Raw genomic sequence first — 24,245 nt, forward strand, 5'->3', positions numbered from 1 at the left:
TTTATATCCTCCTTATGATAAACAAGGACAATCGATAAGATTTTATATAAAAATTAACCTTCCAACAGTAAATTTCTTAACAAACCCACCTAAACCCTTTATTATCCGATAACGCGAAGAACCTAAATATATGATAATAATAAAGTCGGCCATGATAAAACTGGCAACCACGTTATTCATATTTCATCGAAACCATTATAATATACAATTGAATCTTCTCTTCACTCAGAAATAGTATTCACATTTATTGATAAAAAATTAATATAAAATTCGAATACACATGCGGCATCTCGAAAGAGATCTCTCTTCTTCGTTACTTTTCAGAGTCTGTAATTTACTAGACCTTGAGATTATTAATACATTTAATATCAATAATTAATGATCAAATATCGTATTTTTATAAAAAGTAGAATGTCTATATTACCAATTAAGTATGTTAAAGACTGTTAAAAACACACGCACATAATCTCTCTTAATAGATAGCATGAGCAAAACTAATAGTTTTGCTAAAAGGGGGATAGCTTAATATTAAAAAACCGTATTAAATATACTATCAAACCTTGCGTAGGATTAGGATCAAGAAAAGAACTGATTTTTTTTAATATAAAAATCTTAACTATATACAGGAATTATTCTGTAACCTAGTTACATAGCACGTCTTTAGTAAATTGAAATAATATGTGTATCTGATTTTCCTAATTTCAAACCAACATAGTGTAAGTGATAATGAAGAATCGGTATCTATACCCACCATGTTTTCGCTCTAGGTGTTATCATAAAAATTAAATTGCTTCCCTATCGCTTAGATACGTCATCACGGACTAGTAAAATTGTATTAATAAGCCACAATATCTCTCACTGCATTAATAGAAATAGTTATAGCGTATGAGTAGCAACACCAAGATTAAAAATGGTGAAACTAAAACTGACGCTTTCATTTTTTATCAAAATGAATCAGAAGCGCATAGATAATCCTTGCTAACAGAACAGAAGAAGATTTATCTGAAATTTTTATATGTTAAACTCATTGAAACACCATTTCTATGATTCACTTTATTTATCCAAGATAAACCATCATCGCTATTCATACGATAATAGCGAGATACATCTTGTCTTCGACAAGTAGACAAAACGATTTTCTCCTGTATCGCTAGTATTGCATCTTTATAAAATTATTAATAACGTTAGGTAGAAAACACTACTAAAATACCCCATCTATGGTATATCTAGTTTTTCAGAAAAACTACATACTTAACATAATAATTCACATTATACATTTTTTTAGATGAATGTCTTACCAAGATATAGATTCTCTGATCCACTTACGTCCAGCTTATGCTAACCGTTTAACGGTCGCTGATTTTCACTCAACTATACCATATACCCGAAAGAAATTTATACCCGCACTACATACTTGAAAAATTAACTATAGCCTCAGACTCTTATCATTTTTATGAATAATATTCCACAATACATTAAAAAATATTTCTAGAAGAATAATCAGAATTCTATCTAAACGATTCATTTAACTTCACTAGTCTTCATAAAATATAAAATGGCTTTCATATATACACAATCAGGACAAGTAAAATTACTTTATCAATATTAAATTATGAAACACTTTCTTGTTCTCTAGTGTTTTTATATCACTGTGAATTTATTTAATAAAACTACAATTATCAACTACAGAGTTGCTCACAGAATTTAAAAAATTATTGCAAATCAATACGATTTTAACTTTAAAAAGCTATTTTACTTACAGATAAATACATGGCTTCAAGAAACAGTTATTTAATATAAAACTTATGTTGATCTATCTAATTAATATATTTTATGCTTAATATATTTTATTAATCATACTAGATTACTCTATAAACACTTCAGGAATTAAATAGCAAAATAGCAAAATAGCAAAATAGCAAAATAGCTATTTTATATTCTATTTTAACAAGGTGGATAATTATTATGGTATCCATGTATGTCTCGATGAATCAAAATAAATTGTTACTAATGAAATTCATTCATCATTGCCGATTGCTAGGTTGGCCGCTTCTATAAACACATCAGTGACATAAAAAAGTTTAGCAATACCCGTAACTAAATTAAGATGATCTTAAATCGATTAGATGCTTAAAAATTTAGAAACTACAAATTACAAAGCCTGTATACTTCACTCTATACGCCACCCATTATCCCCCTGTATCGCCTTGTTGAAAGGATGCAGTAATTATATTAATTACGTCTACTACACCATTTGAATTTATGCTATTTTTATCTAAAAATCAGATACAGTATTATTGCCAGAATAAAGTAGTTTAGATAAACTCTGCTCCAATTCTAGACTGAAAAGCGCGATACCATAAATTATTTATAATAATAAGAAAAGATTCGAATGGACAACACCTTATTTTTCAATGGCAATAGCGTACTACTCCTACTTTTACTTAACCACACAAAGTACTGAGATATTATGAATTATCGGATATTTCCGATAAATTAATAAAATTTCCTTCAGTAATATCACCTCGTTATAATAGTAGGAAAAAACTAGGAATCTATTTATCACCACCCACTTCATTAGCCGTATAAGACACTCCAGGAATTGAATAACGATTAAGTTATCACTACAGTATGCTAAATTAATTCTAATTATATTAAAGAGCTTATTAGTAAAATGTACCTACTGGGACTTTTATCTCTTTTAACGAAAATCTATACCAAAATCTATCTCAGGATCCCTAACGTTGAAATGTTATTTCAGTAACGCAGCTCTATAATTTATTTGTATTGTTATATATTATAAGGACAATAGCGATTGTTCATAACAATAGTAAAACTAATATTTAAACTCAATTATATCGAATTACCTCATAAAAATACGCGAGGCCTTTTTTAATATAGAAAAAATTTCTGTAATAGAGAATATTTTAACTAATTAATCCTTTATATCACCAGTAAATCAGATGCTGATATATCAACTTCTTACTCAGTAAGTTAATAGTAGAATCATAGTATCGGCATAACTATTTTCCATTACTGGGGCTTCACGAGTAGGAGGACTATCAGTCCGTATGTTCAGATCAAAAATCTCACTAGCAATCTCTCTTAAACTTTAAAAAAACGTGATGATAACGAAGAAGGTCTAGATAAGTATATTTCTACTGCATTTACTACCTGTTTATCTTACAGTTACTCTGGTATGTTATAATAATATTCAAGCTAAAATATACAATATGTATTGTTAGATAAACTTTTATAATTTCCTTATAGTTTAAAATTAATCAGAAAATAATAACACCTTTGCTTGCTATTAATATCGTCTACAAGTTTTTCAGTATTTTAAGAAGTAACTCTTGCGAGTTAGAACTAATGAAGAACAGAGCAGAATGCATAACTATATTATTGATTACTATTTATCAATAACCGCCTAATACGCATGAAATCCATTTAGGTTTTCCTAAAATAGCCGATACCATGATATAGATAATCGACTACGATTCTTTAACCATCTGTTATTCTTATGTAACGAAACTAGGTATATCACCCATATCATAACTATTGATATCATGTAAACATTCTCTATAGCTCTCCTATTTCAACATAGAAGAATCCTGCTTGAATTAGTGAATTATTTTCAATAACCCTTGAATAGAGCCACTATTCTTAAATAAGAAACAATCCTCGCAATATGTAACCAGTCAGCAATCAAGAATGGATTATCGTTCCAGCCTCTATAGCTTTTTCCGCTTAACACCCATATTCAAACAATATCAATCAGGAGATACAGTAATAATTTATCTCAGTAGTACTGTTTACCTAGTGAAAGAGGAAAATGACTTGAATAATGCATATTTCATTCTGAAATGGAATGTCATGTTTTAACATAATTTCACGTAAATCAGCATAGAGGTAAACGTTTTGTAGAATTGAACTTAGAACCTTAAGAGTTATCCTGCGATTAAATAAAGATTATTTTTGTAGAACACAAATAGCTTCTTTACCATGATCTAGACTGGTATTGATTATGTTTCTCTTTGCCTGGGTCAAGGGGGCCGCTAAATCACTAATTGTGGTTTTAGGGTGTTTTAGTATGATGGAGGTTCAACATCAGCTCTGTAATACAGAGAAGTCCTATAGAAAAAGAATTAATCTCTCTACTAAGAGATCACTGATTGAGTGCTTCGAGTATACTAAGCAATAATAGTACGTAGTTTTAAGTTTATTTAAAACGTAGTTTATATAAGTTTCAACCGCTAACTGTATGTTATATCTTATAATGTCATATTATCTACCCCCGGGGTAGCCAAGGTTACTTGGAATACTTAAGCATGATATAAAAAACCTAAATTGTAAGTTACATTTTGCATTTTAAGTCAACCCTAGGGTTTAGGGTTAGATCATGTATCTAATAATCTAAACTCAATGTATTTATAAATTTACAAATTATAATTATATCATTATGCTATATTCATCTAAGTAAAAAACTTACTCTTCTTAAAATTTTTAAACAATTTATCCATCACTTTAGTTTAACCACCTGTGTAGTTCCTGGTGATAATACTAATGTTTTCTACTCAGTCTGATAAACAATCATATAAACAGAATAACACTGTCGTCATACCACTGTTTACAACAGTATCAGTTCGGAAACTAACATATCTAGATTCGCTTTTACTAACCATAATCACATTGCCAGAATAACTTTGTCTATCAATCGATAAATATAATTATTGATAAATTACTCGTTTGTTCTGTCTGGGTTACAGACAACATTGCTCACTGATTTAAAATAACCTGTCCTTTCCCTAACATGGATTGTGTCTTCTCGTCATACCCTTACAAAAATACATCACTACCTGTATCAGGTTATATCTTACTTAATCTAGAATTGCTGTTTAGATTAGCACTATAAGCATGTACCAAATATATTTGATGAGAACAAATTATCAAAAAATAAAAACACTAGTTATCTAAATACACAATGTCTTCTACACATAAAAAAAGAAAAGTACAGCCAACGCACAACATCGCAACTAACTTAGGAAACACTTATAGCTCAGCAAAAAATACATCGGTTATCTTTTAAAACGACGCAAATATTCCAGTCCTCCCATAACATAAATGCATTCGATGATATATAAAGTATAATATAGCGAGCGCTATCTTAGTTTAGCGCTAAATATAGAGAAAAGCATAATTAAAAAATTCAAGAACATATGTAATGCATACTTTACAAACATAATCACTGTTCTCAAAACTAAAATTAAATCATTCCGTATCAATAGACGCCTCACTATGATTAAGTCTTACTTAAGACAAAATTTACCTACTACAATATTAGTAGATAATATAAAAATATAGTACAAAACTAAACCCACATAAATGAATGTAAAACTCACTCAACACATTCAATTTAAGACTCTCTTTTTTATTTATAGCGTAAAATTAAAATCTGGTTTCTAGAAAACGATATAAATCTAAAGAAAAAGCATACCACTAACGATCCCGCTTTCAAAGAGACAGATAATAATCGCTTCATCAAACAATAAATTATTTTAATCTTAATGGGTATAGTTAAATCAAATAACCATCTAAAATAGATAGAAACCACCATAACTAAATCTATAATGGGAATGCCCTACTATTTTAACACTCCACGAAGAGAAACTTTTAAGTATTCAGGCCAGAAGAGATAGAAGAGCGGTAATTCAGTCTTTAATCATCGCACCATGCAAACTCTCCCGCTCTTGCTTCCAGGTAACCAGCAATTTCTGGCGTCGATGATTCAACTCTTCCCCAATTTGCATGCCTGAAAATCCTGACATAATTACGTCACGCGCCGTGACTGAATCGACTATACGGAACGCTTCGCGTAAAAACTCACCCTGCGAATAGACCTGATTTTCAAATCCGGAACGCCCGCGCGCATCAGCTTCACTAGAAAGGATGATCTGCTCTAAGCGTTGTGGATGACGCCACACATCCAGTTCTCTAAAGAGTTTCGTCAACATCTTCGGAGTCAGGCTCTCAGCACTATGTAATATGTCATGGTATCGTGCCACAATCTTTGCTAAATCCCGCATCGGGTTTGGTACTTTCAGGCGTTGGCATAATCTTTCTACTACTTTAACACCAGCTGGACCGTGACCGTGATGGCTAGGCCACAGTGCACGCGGAGTTAACGCCTTGCCTAGATCGTGACAAAGCGAGGCAAAAGTTACCGCAATATCATCCGTCAACCGGGCTGCCATTGACACCGTCATCAGGGTATGTATACCAGTATCAATTTCCGGATGCCATTTTGCTGGGGACGGAACACCAAATAGCGCATCCACCTCCGGAAACAAAACGTTTAATGCACCAGAATCTCGCAAGACTTGAAAATAGACCTGCGGGTTCTGGGTTGCCAGTGCTCGCTCTGTTTCTTTCCAGACGCGTTCAGAAGGCAGCAGCGGCAACTCATCAGTCATACATTTCATTATCGCTAGTGTTTCTGGGGCAATCCGGAAATCCAAATGTGCAAAACGTGCAGAAAAACGCGCAACTCTTAACACTCTTAGTGGATCTTCCTGAAAGGCACTTGAAATATGACGCAAACATCGTTGCTGAATATCCTTTTGCCCTTGATAAGGATCGATCAAATTCCCTGAATCGTCGCAAGCAATAGCGTTAATGGTGAGATCACGGCGACTCAAATCTTCTTCTAGAGTGACTAATGGCGAAATATGGCAAATAAAACCAGTATACCCTTGACCAGATTTGCGTTCTATTCGAGCTAGCGCATGCTCTTCCCGGGTTTTCGGATGAAGAAATACTGGAAAATCCTTACCGACCTGTTGATAACCTTGAGTCAACATTTCTTGCGGCGTTGCCCCGACCACAATCCAGTCTCTTTCTGTAACAGGAAGTTGCAATATCATGTCACGAACGGCGCCGCCGACCAGATATTTTTTCACAATTCTCTCCTACCACAGCGCGTATTTTTTGTTATTGCAATCTGTGACTTCTAAAAAAAATAAGATTATTTTGCAAGATTTAAATTCAACTAAATTCTTTTCTTTCATAGAAATTCATGTCTTATACTGACTAACATATCGCCCCCTGTTATGACAGCAACTCTCGTCATTCAATTGTTTCTATAGCAATATAGTTTGGGAAGAGACACAATCTGAGGTCACATATCATGACGATAAAATATTTGAAATAAGGCAATGAATACTTCAAAAAAAAACAAAAATATACTTTACTCAAATAACCCATAACATCTACTTTAACTAAATGTTATGGGTTCTCTGAACCGATCAATACCTAATACGAGGAGATGGTAGTGCTAGAGAACAAAATTTTATATGTCTTATCCTCTATAATTTGAACTTAACCATAACAGCTCTTTAGAAATATTTGTTGTTTTCCCTGTGATTTTTCGTACTAGATTTTCTGTAAGAGTGGCTATGTGAATTCCTGAATACTACTAGTTTTCAATACACGTTACATAATTTGAACATAAAACAGAGTGTTCATCGAAGATAAAAAATCAAGACTTATAATTAACTGTATAAAATTAGTGACGCAATTTCTTTCAGATAGAAACATATTCAGTGTTTTTTTAGTATAAATCATGACACTCGATAAATCATCATCCGTCTCTATACAATACAAATTAAGATTTTAATTAATCTTCGATACTTTTTTACGCAATCTATCATTAGAGAGTTTAATCCATATATTTAAGAATTAAGGTGTTACCAAATACCATTTTATATACCTGATATTTATATCAGGTATATAAAACCTCGTTTTTTTATAGCAGGTAAATAAAATCAAGGTTTCTCAGTATGAGAAACCTTTTCACTAACGGTGAAACCATAATCGAGTGTAAAACGCTATAACAGTTTACATTTCAGAATTTTGAAATGTAGGTATTGCTAATGATATAATCTCTAATTACTTAATGAGTAACTGATACTTAGTTTAGAAAGATGCATTTCACTACTAAATTCCTTACTGTTTTACTTCAGTATCCCACTTGTAGTATATTTAAAATAAATGCTAGAGTAAAATTTAGATCATTAATGAAAACATGTTTTCTCTGTGCTATATGGACATAAAGCGAAACACGTCATATACACTATATTAATGACCATCTTAAACACTTCAATACCATATTATCATTTATCTCCAATAAGATAAAAAACAATGACACATACCTCGCCAGGCTAGATTTATAATAAAAACCTGTCCAGATGACGCAAAAGCTTTTCTTCTCCACACTTAAATGTATAATATTAGTTAGCATGCAAAAGAAAAAAACACATAAACCACATTCTTGCACGATTGCGCAAAACAATCGTGCAAAGCACGAATACTTTATTGAAAAAGAGATTAATGCAGGATTGTCATTACAAGGATGGGAAGTCAAGTCCCTACGGGCTGGCAAAGGGAATATCAGGGAGAGTTATGTTATACTGAGAGATGGAGAAGCCTACCTTTTTGGCGCTACCTTCCAACCATTGCTTCTTACTTCTTCACATGTTTTCCCTGATCCAATACGAACCCGAAAGCTATTGCTCCATAGACATGAGCTGGATTCGCTATTTAGTCGCGTTAATCGAGAAGGTTACACTATTGTGCCCCTCTCAATCTATTGGAAAAATGCTTGGGTAAAAGTAAAAGTTGGCATTGCCAAGGGCAAGAAGGCGTACGATAAACGTACGGAGATCAAGACACGAGAATGGCAACTCAATAAAGCTCGTATCATGAAACATGCTAAACAATAGAGTTGATTAACTTCTATAATATAGTTATCATGGAATAACAATATGGGGCTGATTATGGATTTGACGGGATTTACGAAGCTCAAGGTGCATGCCGAGGTGAGGCTGGCCTCGAAAAAAGCCTCAAAAAAAATAATTGCAAACCACTCGCAATACGAATCTGCTGCCTTAGCAGCGTAATCAGTCTAATACACTGAAGATTCCCTCTCTCCCTAGTCTCCTCTCTTAGAAAGGGGATCAAGAGAGGTCAAAGTCATAAGAGATCGCGCAAATGTCTTGCCTAAGGCTAAAACGTTAAATCTAATTAGGCTAGTTTGTTAGCGGCATGTCCACTTGCAGTTGACAAGTGAATATAAAAACTGGACTAAGCATGTAGTGCTAACAGTGTAGAAATCCCGGACGCGGGTTCAAATCCCGCCAGCTCCATACAATTTTAAATATAGTAATGCGTATAGATAAAATGTTTACTTTAAAAGTAAACCCGCATCATCATCACGTATACAAGATGAGATGACTTATTTAAACCAACTTATTTTCTTCTCTCTAAAAAACTTTCATAAAAATTCAAATCTTTATGATTTATAGTAATCGTGAGTTGCATTTAAAGCTTCATATCATCTATCTACAACAGGCGTTCAGCACCTGTTGCTGAAGTAAAGTGTAGTGTATGATGTATGTAAAATCAAACCCATTTCCAAACGTTTACGCTTCTAATCAGAAATATCAACATATCACTAGATGTAAAATCTATCTTCACATTTATCTAAAAAGCTAGAGAAAAGTTTTAGATGACCGCTGCATTAAGACACACAGGATATCTTCCAGCACTTGAATCGCCTATCCAAGAAACCACGGGCCATTTCCCAACGTATGAACACATGAACTTCCAAAACCCTATGTCTATTTAAACATCAATACTGTTCTCTTTCATTTGCGTACTTTTAACTACGGCATACTAGGCATTATTAACAGTAGAATTAGTTTTATTCTCTTTAGTTATCTAACGCAAAACGATGAATAGCCGCATCAGCAAATATCTATCTTAACTGTATTCTTCTTATAAAATTCAGGGTATATAACCATATTATACTTAATATCCTTTATTAGATATTAAGAAAAAACCTTTGCATACCAAAGTTTATGTAAGGATTCAATAGCAGTGACAAGATACATAGTTAACCACTTCCTAACAGTTGGCCGATTTTTAATAAATAGCTACTTTCCTTCACGGTTCATGATTCTGTAGGTTATGCAGCCTAGACTGCAACGTCTAATCTTATTTCAAAGGGAAACAATTATATTTTCTACCTTTTAAAAACAGAGCAAGTAAAAAAAATAAGAAATATGCACACTAAAATTAACGAAGAAAACTTCTTCTATCTAGTAAGTAGAAGGAAAAGGGCACTACATTTTAAAGATTTAATCTAAATATTTTCTAAAAGAATTAAAGATAGCACTATAAAAAGTAACACTTGTTCTGATGTCATCCTTCAGGACAGAAAACTTACTTATACACCGTGTCATGATTTGGCTAAGATGTACTACCTATTCGTTTTACCTCATCGATATAAGAAAGCTGGTTGAGTAATAAAATGGTGAAGGTATATTCATCAGCAGTGACAACTGAAAAAAAAATTCTCATCCGAGTAATATTCAACCTTTTCAAACAGAAAACATGACTAGCCTAAACGTAACTACTCACCGTAATCATAGCTAAGAAGATACATCTAAATCACACCAAATAGAATTTGAACCAAGTTTTTATCTCTCAAAGAGATATCCTTTTTGCTTTTTACTTGTACCCATTGATATTCGTTCGATGTGAATCTGGTGAATGTGTTAAGAAACCTATCAATTAGATGCTCGATATTGATCGATAAATTATCGAATATCAAATCTCGCATGAGAAGTACCTTCTTACCACTATCATGTCATTGGTATAGACTCAAAAGAAAGTGCATAGTTTTTCCTAAAAATCAAAAACACAATAAAAACCAACACAATCGCCAAAAAAGATAAAATCACTCGTTATCGACGATCACTGTATTGGCAATAGGATGACACTTGTATTATAACAAAAATAAAAGATTCATTAATTAAAAATTAATTAGCACTATATGCTAACGTAATCGAGTAAAGTATAGTGCAGGGTATTTATCTATATGTTTCTTATAATTAGCCATATAGTTCGTTAAGTCAGAACGGCCATGGTCATATAGATATATGACATCTAAATAGACTAAATCAAAAAAACAATTCGGGGGCCATTCCAAGATAAATATCTCCGAAGTGTTTTCAAGGTATTCTATGTAACCACCCCTAACATAAAATGACGCAGGGCGCTAAACGACGCCGGTATACACGATGACATGAGCGGTAAGGTTGCTCGCATCGCTAATTCCGGTGGCAACGATATACTTTTATTGAGGATTTTTTCCACTGATTCCTTAAACTTGGCGGGGTGAGCAGTGCAGAGAAACAAACCAAACTCACCCGGCTGAAGACTATCGCGTAGGACACGGTAGCCAATAGCAGCATGCGGCTCAGAAGTATAACCCAGCTCTAAAAGCTCGCGCATTGTCTCTGCGGTAGTTTCATCATCGACACATCCATAGTCAAGAGTCGATAACTCCCATCGTTTTCGCCGGAATAATTCTTCCACGCGAGGCCAATTATTTGGCTGGCTAACATCCATTGCATTGGATAACGTCACCATGGTGGGATAAGGTATCCATTTTCCGCTACCTAAAAACCTCGGTACGGTATCATTAATATTTGTAGCAGCAATGAAACGATTCACAGGTAGCCCCAAGGTTTTAGCTAGTAGCGCAGCAGTCAGATTGCCGAAGTTACCGCTCGGTACCGAAATCACCAATTGATTTTCTGTCTGTTTGTACAACTGCGCCGCCGCTTCAAAATAATAGCAAATCTGCGCTAAGAGCCGACTAATATTAATAGAATTAGCAGAGTTGAGCCCGAGCATCTTCCTTAAGTATTTATCATCAAAAGCTTGTTTTACAAGATTTTGACAAACATCGAAATCCCCTTCAACCGCTAGAGTCTGAATATTACCGCCTAATGTACAAAAAAGTTTTTCCTGCAAGGGGCTAATTTTACCTGCAGGGTAGAGAATTATGACTCGTATATTATCTAAACCGTAAAACGCATGCGCCACTGCAGCCCCCGTATCACCGGAGGTAGCAGTTAAGATAGTAACTGGATAGCCCTGGTTAACTTTAGTAAGCATCTGTGCCATAAAACGGCTTCCGAAATCCTTAAATGCTAAAGTTGGACCATGAAAGAGCTCCAGTGCGGCGACATCTTGGCTTACTGGGATCACTGGGACTGGAAAGTTAAACGCCTCTTCTACTCGCTGTAACACTTGCTCAAATGGTAGTTCATCACCAATATAAACTGATATAATTTTCGCACTTCGAGTTATAAAATCCATCTTTAGCCACTCGGCTATCTCAGATTTAGGAAATTCTGGCAACTCCATAGGAAAGAACAGTCCTCTTTGACGCCCAAGACCCTGCTTAATCGCCTGAATAAAGTTAACCTGCTCATTGTGTTCTTTAATATTGTAAAGTTTCATTATTTAATCCATTATTATACGGGCGCCCGATATATCTAAGCGGCAAATATGAAAAAATCCTTCCTCATTTTGCAAATAGTGCTTCCGTAGCCAATCGGCGACTCTTAAAGCGGTATCTGTGCGATCACAGATAGCAAATAATGTCGGCCCCGAGCCTGAAATTCCACAAGCTAGTGCACCAATATCGCCAACTGCCTGACGCGCGTCAGCGAAACCAGGTAATAGACGGGTACGATAAGGTTCAGCTATAACATCTTGCATCAATTTAGCCGCAAGTGCCGGCTGGCGGGTATGACAAGCATGAATAAATCCCGCCAAATAACGACCATGACTAATACAGTCCTGACGACGATACTGTGCCGGCAGAATTGCCCGTGCGTCGCCAGTACTTACTTTAATACCTGGATAGGCCATTACCCACAGCCAATCAGAAAATCCCGGAACCGCCTGGCTGATAATCCCGTTCTCATTAAGCATAAGCTGCATACCGCCAAGAAAACAGGGTGCTACATTATCAAAATGCACACCACCGGAAATTCGTCCCTCCATTTCCCCCATCAGTATTAGCATTTGGTCATCACTTAATGGACGCCCGCAATGAGCGTTCATTGCCACTAGTGCTGCCACTACTGAGCAAGCACTGGAACCTAGGCCAGAGCCAATAGGCATGTTTTTTTCAAGCCGCATAGCCACCTGTACCGTTTTTCCTACCGTCTCACAGAATCGCTGCCAGCATTGATATACAATGTTTTTCTCTGGTTCTATCGGCAATTTATTGACAAATCGACCACCGTTCTGAAGGGTGAAGTTATCAGCACGCGTCACGCTAACACAATCGCCTAACAGGGTCCCATCCAACGGCGACACCGCAGCGCCCAGCACATCGAAACCTACGCTAACGTTCCCGATGGAGGCCGGCGCATACACTTTAACCATGTTAAACTCCCAACTTCCATGACAGCGTGCGTAAAAGATCCGCGAAAACTCCAGCAGCAGTGACATCATTTCCGGCACCATAACCGCGCAACACTAACGGTAACGGCTGATAATAACGAGTTGAGAACGCCAGCGCGTTTTCTCCATCTTTTACTTTAAATAACGGGTCATTCGCACCAACTTCTTGAATTTTAACTTTACAGCACCCTTCATCAATGCTACCTACATAACGTAACACTCGATCTTTAGCGGCAGCCTTCGCAACTCTAACAGCAAATTCATCGTCTAGGGCAGGCAATTTCGCAAGGAAATCGGCTATATCAGTGCCGGCATTAAAACTACCTGGTAGTACCGGCTCCACATCAATATCCGACAGTTCTAATTCATATCCCGCTTCGCGCGCCAAAATCAGAAGCTTTCGCGCCACGTCCATACCAGAAAGATCATCCCTCGGATCAGGTTCCGTATAACCATTATCCCGTGCCAAAAGTGTTGATGCTGAGAGCGAAATACCATCGTCAAGTTTACCGAAAATAAAGGAAAGAGATCCAGAAAGAATACCGGAAAATCGACTCAACTCATCGCCAGCATTCAATAAATTCTGAAGATTTTCGATAACCGGCAAACCAGCCCCGACATTAGTATCATAAAGAAATTTACGTCTCGCAGCTGCTGCTGTGGCGCGTATTTTACGATAATAATCCATTGAGGCAGTATTCGCTTTTTTATTCGGGGTTACCACATGAAATCCGTCTGCTAAAAAATTCGCATACTGATTGGCTATTGTCTCGCTACTAGTGCAATCAACAATCACTGGATTCAGCAAATAATCTTTTTTTACTAAACGAATGAGACGCTTTAAATTAAAAGGCTCACGGGCCTCGGTAAGCGCTTCTTTCCAGTTAACCAAATCGATACCACGTACATTGATGAGTAACGTATGCGAGTTAGCGATACCACAGACCCGCAAATCGATATGTTTAGCCTTAAGCCACAAATGCTGACGACGGATCTGGTCAATCAGCGCTCCGCCAACACCACCCGCTCCAATAACAAAAACTTCGATAACCTGATCCGTATTCAATAGCATGTGATGTGCGACCCGCACAGCAGTACTTGTATTGTTATTCTCCACCACCACCGAAAGAGAACGCCCAGAGGATCCTTGCGAGATAGCGATAATGTTGATATTGGTCCGGGCTAGTGCTGAAAATAGCTTTGCGGCAAACCCTCGTTGTGTTGGCATTCCATCGCCCACTACCGAAATAATCGCTAAGCTAGAAATGATTTCTATTGGTTCTAATAGACCATCTGTAAGCTCTCGAGAGAATTCCCTCTCTAACACCTCGCGAGCATCCAGAACCACAGACTGCGATACACAAAAACTTATTCCGTATCCCGATGAAGATGGAGTGATTAGTACCACGGAAGTACCGGAACGTGACATACTATCAAGAATCCGAGAAGCCATACCGATCATGCCTGGCATTCCCGGGCCAGATACATTAATCATCGCCATATGATTTAAATGGGTGATTCCCTTAACTGGATTGTCTTCCTTACCGCTTGTCGGCCCAATTAACGTGCCAGGAGCCTGAGGATTATTGATGCCTTTAATAAGGCAGGGAATTTGAAACTGTGCAATCGGGATGATCGTACGGGGATGGAGAACTTTAGCACCAACATAAGAAAGCTCCATCGCTTCCTGATAGGAAAGTTGATTTAGTAAACGCGCATCGGGCACTTGATAGGGATCACAAGTATAGACACCATCTACATCCGTCCAAATTTCGCAACAATCGGCGCGAAGGCAGGCTGCTAGCAGTGTCGCGGAATAATCGGAACCATTGCTACCCAATACCATTACCTCCCCCTGTTTATTACCAGCTATTAATCCCGCCATTAAAATGATGTGATCAATAGGAATCATAGCGTTTTTAGCACGCTGCCTGGACTCTACAATATCCACCGTAGATTCTAGATAACTGCCCTTTGCAAGTATCATTTTCACTGGGTCGACAACCGTTACTGCAAAACCACGGGCGCGTAAAATCGCCTCCATGACCTTGACAGATAGTTGGCTACCGCAGAAAATAAACGCGGCTTTCAGGCTATCTGGGCAATATTTTAGCAATGAAACTGAATGTAACAAATGCTCAATCTTTGAAAACTCTTGTTGCACCAAACTACGCAGTAGCGCGAGTGAAAACCTCGCCTGTACAGCGGCTAGACCATCTAAAATCCCGGTAAAGATCTGTTCAGCGGCAAGGATATTCGGCTGAATATCAATCCCGTTAAGTGTGCAATCAATCATCGCCGCTAGATGGTTAGTAATTTCAGCCGGAGCGGACAATACCGTCGCGACCTGTCCCTGGCGGCTATTACTCTCAATGATATCGGCGATACGCATACAACATTCTGCGTTAGCGATAGAGGTACCGCCGAATTTCAGTACTCGCATTTCTGTTTTATCTCCTGATAATAAGCTGAAAAAAAAGCCCGCACCTTGACAGTGCGGGCTTTTTTCTAGATTCCTGTATGCCTCAGCCCGCGCCGCTACCCATAGTGATATTGGTGATGGTAACAATGGTTCTTTGGCTGAAGCGGATAGGCATGATGGTTGGCGTTATCATTATTTTTTATTACACTCATTACTGGTTAAAACAATTAGACGATAAAGTCAATGGATATCTTCTTTCTATCTAGCAAATAGACCTCATTTAATGAATGTCAAAATAATAACAAAATATACTATTGATGCATATATCTAAGGTTCTATTCAATATCTAAAAAACAAGATATCTTGTTAAAGCTCCTAGATTAAATTTTAAAACATCCTTATAGATTAAAAACATATTTCCCCTTAATACTAATCGCGGTCATTTCTGATTATAGAACGTAAGATGTAGATAGCGTTTCATCGAATACACTTCACTCAAATGGTAATAACTAATTTGCAAATGCATTTTATATACCTTATGTATTTCTCATATACCTTGATTTTTAAATGAGTTGATAGATCCAGAGATCGCGCTATATTCAGTTCTTCAGATCAACGTATACATTCATTTTTCTCTGATACTAAAAACGATATGTAAATGTCTTACCATTATTGATATATCCGGAATAGCATCGTTAGAAGCCATGCCTATATGCAACATTGTATATACACCCAGATTTTATTTTTTAGATACGGATAAAAATATTAAACAACTATAACCATATAAAACAAAACATTTAAATTTCATTACTCCCTACAGTAGAAGAATAAATCCATATATAAGACTCTTTCCTTCGTTTACGATTGATTATTAATATTTTCTTTATAGGATTATTTCTTAAATAAGAAATCCTGACCAATTTAAACAGAAAGCACAGCAATCTTGATATAGAGAAATATATCAATTAGCCAAAGAAGTAAAATTATTTACTAAACTTTTAAGGTTAGATATCGGATAGCATGATTACTTCAATATGCTTATGTATAGTATTACACTCAAAAGAATCTGGCTTCTGCATTTTATATTAACTTCCCATGTAAGAGCTATATACACAGTGATCTAAAGCAATTTTAAATTGACAGAATACGGACAATGTTATACGGTTTTGTTATACTTAGTGACAATGAATACAGGTGATTGACTTATGTTAATAAACATACCGCGCTAAAAAGCATTTATTACCTCTTCATAAAATGAAGCATCTTGAACTTTTATTACCAAATATATCCCTCTAATACCATCTTGTCATGAATCATGACTAAGCAGTATAAGTAGACATCAATGTCAATAAACATTATTGACATTGACTTATCAAAATACCACTGATTATTTTAGTACTATATAATGATGCAAACATATTATGTTTAGAAAACAATCAAATACATAGAATTAAAAGTTAAAAACCGCAATACTATTTAGTAAGGTGATGAAAATCATAGAATTCCAGACTAAGAATCATCAAGGAAAAGAATATGTTTAGGATAGAAATGCTTTTAGGAAAAAATCTACTGAATAGGCAGATTGTGAACGATAACGACACCTGGTTTTAATACAAATCCCTCTCCATTCACGGTTAATATGGTTGAGAAACTCTACAGGTAGATGTATTCATTCATTCACAATAGATAGTGGGATCTCATTAATAATGATCGTGATGAAGAGGCTGTTGCTATCGCTACCCTTAACCAATTACTTAAGCCATCCAAAATAGATAGCTACTAAATCTGAAAAAATTTTCACCGAACATGATCTAGAAACGGAATTTAGCAATAGAAAGCAAAAGAAAATGCTTTAAGGTGAGGAGTTATTTACTAATCTGATAAGTACCAGGTGCTATTTTCTTTATGCCTCACACTCTTTTTTATTTTTTTTACTTCTGCAATCCTATTGGAATTTAAAATTATATTAAGGTATAAAAGCAGTTCATAACTACAAGTAGTATGCAGATAATCATCTTTAATTAAACTCAAGGTGATCTTGCCAATAAATCAGATTGTCTACACTACCGATTTTCAGTGCCAATTACTTCACAGAGACTGACCGGTGCCTCGCATTAATATAGGCAATACAATAGATATGAGAAAAAATCGGGGATAAGTTGTAGATGAAAGTTAACTTCATGAAAAAGCATAACAGGACTCTGATATCCCCATGTAACGCCGGTAGGATCCTGGATAGGGGGCGAGAGTATTCTTGAATCATATTTAAATATAGCATTACATAAAAAAGTCATATATTAAACATGACTATAAAATCATCTTGAACCATGTTCTATTTTATAAATAAATTCTCATATACATGCTAATTAGTCACCATCAATTTCTAATCAGAAAAATGAAAAAAGATATTGTTAAAAAAGAGAAGATCACGATTTATTCCTTTTATAACAGGAAGTCACTTTCACGTTTTAAAAATATTTTGTTTTCTTCATTTTTAATAAAACTAGCAATCTTTCTAAAAAACTTACTCTCTTTAAACTGTACTGGTAATTTTAAAATCGAAAAACGAATACAACACTATGTAAAATCTTACGTAGTTATATTGTTATTATCGATCTTTAATGAAGTCTCTTCTATATCTGTCTAGATATCAAAATATACAACGAAAAATAACATCCAATCCGTTCTATACCATCAATTAACAGTGCTACCTATCTAAAATCAACAAAATTTCAAGCTAAATTTTTAAAACAAAAATCATATTAGCATAGCTAGTGTGTCGTTTGGTAGAACCATAGAATAGTGCGACTTTTAGCTTAGATTGAATTTAAATAATATAGAATATTTGAGATATCTGATGCTGTTTATCCCACGCACTACATAGGAAAAAACCGTTTGATATCCAACATGAAAAAGGTTTTATAGCTGGCAGGGGCGGAGAGATTTGAACTCCCAACTCCCGGTTTTGGAGACCGGTGCTCTACCAATTGAACTACGCCCCTAAACAAGATGTAGGAAATAAGAATTATCCCGCCTCTTAATATTGTCGACCCCTCACACTAACATTTTTAAATTTGTTAAAAAATCAGTTTTCTCTAAAAATGACGAATTTATACTATCAATAAGTAGTATATTGGCAAATGGAACCACCGTTGGTGCACCATACAATCTGTACACACAGTGACTCCTTTATGCGGAAAAACACTAGACAGTGTGAATGTAACGCCTCTTTTTAATATTACTGTAACAAAAGACAGGCGTAAAAAATACGCTCATAATAATTTTAAAGATACATTTATAATTATATTAATATATGCTAAGACTCTTGTATTTTTAACAAAATACAGTGAATTGCTCATGCCTAGAAAATGGTGGAGCTAAGCGGGATCGAACCGCTGACCTCCTGTGTGCAAAACAGGCGCTCTCCCAGCTGAGCTATAGCCCCTATAATATTTGACATTGTAAGAAGAGCGTCCCTTCATGATCTAAGGGACATCCTTATGTTGTATAATTCAGCATAAGGTTTCACTATTTATGGACTATATACTTCCATTCCCAACCATAAATACCTACCTAACTGGTAGGCTTGAGTGGATTTGAACCACCGACCTCACCCTTATCAGGGGTGCGCTCTAACCATCTGAGCTACAAGCCTAAATTTTTTACTGACTATGGTTATCAGACAATCTCTGTAGACATATCACTTAACATATCATCTAGATTAGAAACTGATCTAACTGCAGACTCTCCTACGGTTACCTAGTTACAACTTCACTCCAGTTATGAATCATAAAATGGTGAGCGCTCTCCCGTACGTTAAGCTATTCATCTCACTTCTTTTACAATTTACTACTATCCATAATGTTATAGGCAGTGTATACAAGGCTACGGAAACATACATCAGCATAGCATTCTGATGTAATGATTACTGCGATTCCGACTTCGTGTAGTCGGATTGCAGACTCCAATCCGAACTACGACACACTGTATAATATTTGCTTCTTGTAAGAGACGCCTTCTCTTTGTATACACCGTTAAGGATTATGATAACTTAATGTCATATCTACCTTTCTCCGGTTTATCTCTGGCAGTCTCCTTTGAGTTCCCGACTTTATCGCTGGAAAAAAGATAAGGGCTACGTTTGTTGTGGGACTTAACTCAATATTATAAAACATAAGCGGCCGCAAGCTATGTAGTAGCTCTCTTAACGCTTCTGCGGGGAAGCTGCTGCTCACGTATGCTTAAGCAAGTTCTTTAGATATTAAAGAATAGGCAAGGTTCTTCGCGTTGCATCAAATTACATTATATGCTCCATCGCGTGTGACAGCTCTCATCAATTCATTTTAGTTTCAACTTTACGGCCGTACTCCTCCAGATGGTTGATTTAACACGTTAGGATGGAAAGTAATAACTGAAAGGCCACAATTTTCAAACCAATATCATGTACAGTCTTGCACTACTACCAGGGTATATGAATCTTCTATTTTCTTCTCATGCTTGCATGCCTGAGTGTCAACCTGGACCTCCAGAGGAACTTGCTTTCGCTACTAGTATTCTTCGGAATCCATGCGAATTTCACCGATACACGTGGCATCCCACTCCAGACTACGAGTCTCTAACTTACCAAGTTTTTAATGCAGTTCCTAAGTTGAGCTCGGGAATTTTACATCTAGTTTAATATATCCCCTAGGTACGCTTTACGCTTAATAATTCAGATTAACGCTTACATCCCCATCGGTATTACCGCAGATGCTGGCATGGAGTGAGTCGGTGCTTCTTGTGCGGATAATATTAATCGATGGCAGTATTAACACTATTGTTTTTCTGACCGCAAGTGCTGTATAACCCGAAAACCTTCTTCAATACACACGGCATACCTACACCAGAGTTTCCCTCTATATGTGCAATATTTCTAGACTCCAAACTCCTGGTAAGAGTTTGCACCGCATCTCAGTGCCAGTGTTGCTGATTATCCCCTCGTAAACTAGCGCAGAATCCTGCCTAGTGAATTAGTACGTTACCTACTAGTAGGTAGTAAAGTGCTCTAAGTTTATCCGGTAGTGTAAGGATGTCAAAATCCCTTCACTTTGATCGTGCGATATTATGTGGTATTAACTATCATTTCAAATAGTTATTACTCTCTACGAGGGCAAATACCAAGATAGAATTAACCCCTCCGCTGCATGATTTGAATGTGTTAGATCTGTCAGAAGCATTCAATTTAAAACATCATCAAGCTCTTTATATGCACGAGCTTGATGCTTAAAGAATAAAGACTAGCATTTTATAAAAATGCGTTGATTTACTCTTGAATATGTGACGTTTTATAGTCACATAGTATCTATGTGACTGCTACATATATTGTCTGATTAATTGTTAAAGAACGATGTGCCAATGTGCCTCAACCGACACCAATAGACATAATAGATATTTTTCTTATAAAGTCAAGTCAAGAAAGTCAACTTTCATATTATTTGATCTATTTATGCCTTGTGTATTGAGTAGCTATACAATATGTTGTATATCGTAAATTTTTAAACATAAAAGAACCTATATAATCATATTGTTACGTTAACCACTATTGTTCAAAAACACATAGCTCTGTACATGTTTTAACGGACTTTTCTTCACAAGAATCACCAAGTAAAAATTCACAAGCATTCTTCAATATATGTAAATGAATGTTTCTAGTTAAACTTGAATGCCTGCAGATGACAATACAGTTCCGTATTACCAAACCAGGCTAGTTAACCTTAAAATTACTACTCAGATGAAAGGTCATTCTTATGCAACCACTACGTCCTGTCAACCGCGCACTACTCAGTGTCTCCGACAAAACCGGTATTTTAGAGTTTGCTCAATCTTTATCCCACCGGGGCGTTTTACTACTTGCCACCGGCGGAACGGCATATCTACTAAAGAAATCAGGTCTTCAGATTACCGAAGTTTCTGACTACACAGGTTTTCCTGAAATGATGGAAGGACGCATAAAGACACTTCACCCTAAAATACATGGAGGGATTCTCGGTCGTCGTGACCTTGATGATACTATTATGCAAAAACACGGAATCGCGTCGATCGATATGGTAGTCGTCAATCTTTATCCCTTTTCCGCCAAGGTATCCCAGACAGACTGTACCCGTGAAGAGGCAGTGGAAAATATTGATATAGGCGGTCCCGCTATGATAAGAGCTGGCGCTAAGAATTATAAAGATGTAGCGATTTTGGTCAACAACACGGACTATCTTTCAGTGATCGCGGAAATGGATCGGAACAACGGTTCACTCACCCTCGAAACCCGCTTTAACCTTGCGATAAAGGCATTTGAATATACCGCTTTTTATGATGATAGGATAGCTAACTATTTCGGCAGTCAAGTTCCCGCCTATTATGACGACACAAAACGGCCTTCTGGGCGCTTTCCACGAACTCTAAATCTCAATTTCATCAAAAGACAAAACATGCGCTACGGTGAGAATAGCCACCAATTAGCAGCATTTTATTCCGATCCTGAGATCTATGAAGCATCAGTAACCACTGCACAACAACTCCAAGGAAAACCGCTTTCTTATAACAATATTGCTGATACCGATACCGCACTTGAATGTGTGAAGACTTTTACAGATACAGCATGCGTTATTGTTAAGCATGCAAATCCATGCGGGGTAGCTATCGGTAAAACCCTATTAGCAGCTTACGATTTAGCTTACCAGACCGATCCTACTTCCGCGTTTGGTGGAGTTATCGCTTTCAACCGGCCGCTAAATGCCGATACCGTTAAGCTAATCCTACGCCGACAGTTTGTTGAGGTGATTATCACACCAGCCGTCGATGAGGACGCCTTACCCCTCCTTGCCGATAAACAAAATCTACGAATACTAATCAGTAGCGGCTCTTGGAAAGACCAAACATTGGGGTTAGACTTCAAACGAGTCAACGGAGGCTTACTAGTACAAGAACGCGATATTGATGTACTCAACCTACAAAATTTAAAAACCGTTACCACACGACAACCAAGCGAGGCAGAAATGCAAGACGCACTATTTTGCTGGCGGGTGGCAAAATTTGTTAAATCTAATGCTATCGTTTATGCCCGCGATCAACGCACCATCGGTATCGGCGCTGGGCAAATGAGCCGAATTTACTCGGCAAAAATTGCCGCCATTAAAGCGATAAGCGAAGGTTTAAATATTAACGGAGCAGCAATGGCCTCAGACGCTTTCTTTCCGTTTCGTGATGCAATTGATACTGCAGCAAAAATAGGTGTACAATGCATCATTCAGCCAGGCGGTTCGATTCGAGACCATGAAGTTATTACTGCCGCGAATGAACATGGCATTGCCATGCTATTTACCCACATGCGTCATTTCCGGCATTAAGAAAAAATCACGATATCATAAACATTGTAATTATTTGAGCATAGCATATATAAATATGCTATGTTTTTAGGCAACTTCACGCTCTAATCGTGCTGATATATATCTATCTCTCGTCAGAGAATGACAAGTCTCTAGAGACAACATGAAAAATATCAACATCACCCGATCAATATTCTTTTGGTTACATCTTTCTCAAAAAACATAAAATATCGATAAATATTATTAGGCTAGACATATTAATGGTAAAGGGAATAGTACGCACCTTCTAAGCTGGAAATCTATAAATTTCAACCCAATGCGAACAATACCAATCAACGAAAAAGCTTCAAGGCTTTTAGAAAACACTTCCTTACCTACCATACTGCGTCCACCTTAAGCCATAAAAAATCTCACAGGTACCCAACAAGCACTATTATATGCTGCTATGTAACAGGACAGCGAACAAATAGTTATTTAAACAAATAGATTAGCAACGGAGAAAGTGGAGATCCTCTCTATAACATTTATGAAAATAAAATCTGCTATAAAGAATCTGCTGGTCGGAAACGCTTTTAAAGAAACTTAAAATTCTATAGTCATTGAAAAATTTCTAGTAAAAGAAGAAGGCAGTTTTCTACTGAATATTAAATGGATATCAAATACTAATACTAGCCACTAACTCAGATCGGAATATTTTAACCATAGAGACAATGGCATTAATACCGATTCACTGACGCCGGTGTTTTACTAACACAATCCCCCCACCGTACTAAGCAGATTGTCTCAGAGAGAGTGAAGTGGATATATATTAATCAGGGTATGAGGAGAGATATCTTCGATACATATAAGCGCAGATCTAGTGTGTAATAAAGCTGGTTTATTGGGTAAAACTTTCGGTGACTGAAACATAGAGTCAATGCCATCAACCGTAATTCCTAAATTGTTTTATTTGGAAATAAACTTTTCTGATACACGTTACTAATCATCTATATCAGTTTTAACTAGTACAGTTACCATAACCTTATTCTATAATATCCCCTAATGCGATCACTTCTCTTTTAGAGAGATGTTGGAAATCTATTAGCATACAACCAGTCTACTCAAATTAAAGTAAATTCACTATCAATGCTGAGCATACTTAA

6 protein-coding genes, 3 tRNA genes, 1 rRNA gene, 1 other RNA gene and 1 other annotated feature are annotated in these 24,245 nt (G+C 36.3%); of the genes, 3 read left to right on the forward strand and 8 right to left on the reverse strand.

Annotated elements, in window-relative coordinates; translation table 11 throughout:
- Positions 1-5,708 precede the first annotated feature (5,708 nt).
- Positions 5,709-6,956: a multifunctional CCA addition/repair protein gene (locus tag GFK82_RS03675; RefSeq protein ID WP_226810863.1), complete on the reverse strand. Its 1,248-nt coding sequence runs from the start codon at positions 6,954-6,956 to the stop codon at positions 5,709-5,711.
- Positions 6,957-8,294: 1,338 nt separating this feature from the next.
- Between GFK82_RS03675 and smpB the strand changes: the two genes are divergently transcribed.
- Both smpB and ssrA read left to right on the forward strand, forming a co-directional pair.
- The gene (gene smpB / locus GFK82_RS03680; protein ID WP_226810870.1) at positions 8,295-8,777 is read left to right on the forward strand and encodes an SsrA-binding protein SmpB; all 483 of its coding nucleotides are present in this window, start codon (positions 8,295-8,297) and stop codon (positions 8,775-8,777) included.
- A gap of 44 nt (positions 8,778-8,821) precedes the next feature.
- Positions 8,822-9,203, forward strand: a transfer-messenger RNA (tmRNA) gene (gene ssrA, locus GFK82_RS03685).
- Between the two features lie 1,876 nt (positions 9,204-11,079).
- Here ssrA and thrC read toward each other — a convergent pair.
- The 7 genes from thrC to GFK82_RS03720 form a co-directional block, all read right to left on the reverse strand.
- Positions 11,080-12,369 carry a threonine synthase gene (gene thrC, locus GFK82_RS03690; protein WP_226810873.1) on the reverse strand — a complete coding sequence of 430 codons (1,290 nt, stop codon included), beginning with the start codon at positions 12,367-12,369 and terminating at the stop codon, positions 11,080-11,082.
- Between the two features lie 3 nt (positions 12,370-12,372).
- Positions 12,373-13,305: a homoserine kinase gene (thrB, locus tag GFK82_RS03695; protein WP_226811304.1), complete on the reverse strand. Its 933-nt coding sequence runs from the start codon at positions 13,303-13,305 to the stop codon at positions 12,373-12,375.
- 1 nt (position 13,306) lies between these two features.
- Positions 13,307-15,766: a bifunctional aspartate kinase/homoserine dehydrogenase I gene (gene thrA / locus GFK82_RS03700; RefSeq protein WP_226811305.1), complete on the reverse strand. Its 2,460-nt coding sequence runs from the start codon at positions 15,764-15,766 to the stop codon at positions 13,307-13,309.
- A 27-nt stretch (positions 15,767-15,793) separates the two neighbouring features.
- Positions 15,794-15,910 (reverse strand) — a sequence feature (Thr leader region).
- Positions 15,911-18,671: 2,761 nt separating this feature from the next.
- Positions 18,672-18,747, reverse strand: a tRNA-Trp gene (locus GFK82_RS03705).
- A 367-nt stretch (positions 18,748-19,114) separates the two neighbouring features.
- Positions 19,115-19,190, reverse strand: a tRNA-Ala gene (locus GFK82_RS03710).
- A 133-nt stretch (positions 19,191-19,323) separates the two neighbouring features.
- Positions 19,324-19,400: transfer RNA gene (locus GFK82_RS03715), tRNA-Ile, on the reverse strand.
- Between the two features lie 66 nt (positions 19,401-19,466).
- Positions 19,467-20,993, reverse strand: a 16S ribosomal RNA gene (locus GFK82_RS03720).
- A 538-nt stretch (positions 20,994-21,531) separates the two neighbouring features.
- Here GFK82_RS03720 and purH point away from each other — a divergent pair.
- Positions 21,532-23,124 (forward strand): bifunctional phosphoribosylaminoimidazolecarboxamide formyltransferase/IMP cyclohydrolase, encoded by a 1,593-nt coding sequence (gene purH, locus GFK82_RS03725; RefSeq protein ID WP_226810875.1) that lies wholly within the window; start codon positions 21,532-21,534, stop codon positions 23,122-23,124.
- Positions 23,125-24,245 lie beyond the last annotated feature (1,121 nt).

This window comes from Candidatus Steffania adelgidicola, from assembly GCF_020541225.1.
Taxonomy (GTDB): domain Bacteria; phylum Pseudomonadota; class Gammaproteobacteria; order Enterobacterales; family Enterobacteriaceae; genus Steffania; species Steffania adelgidicola.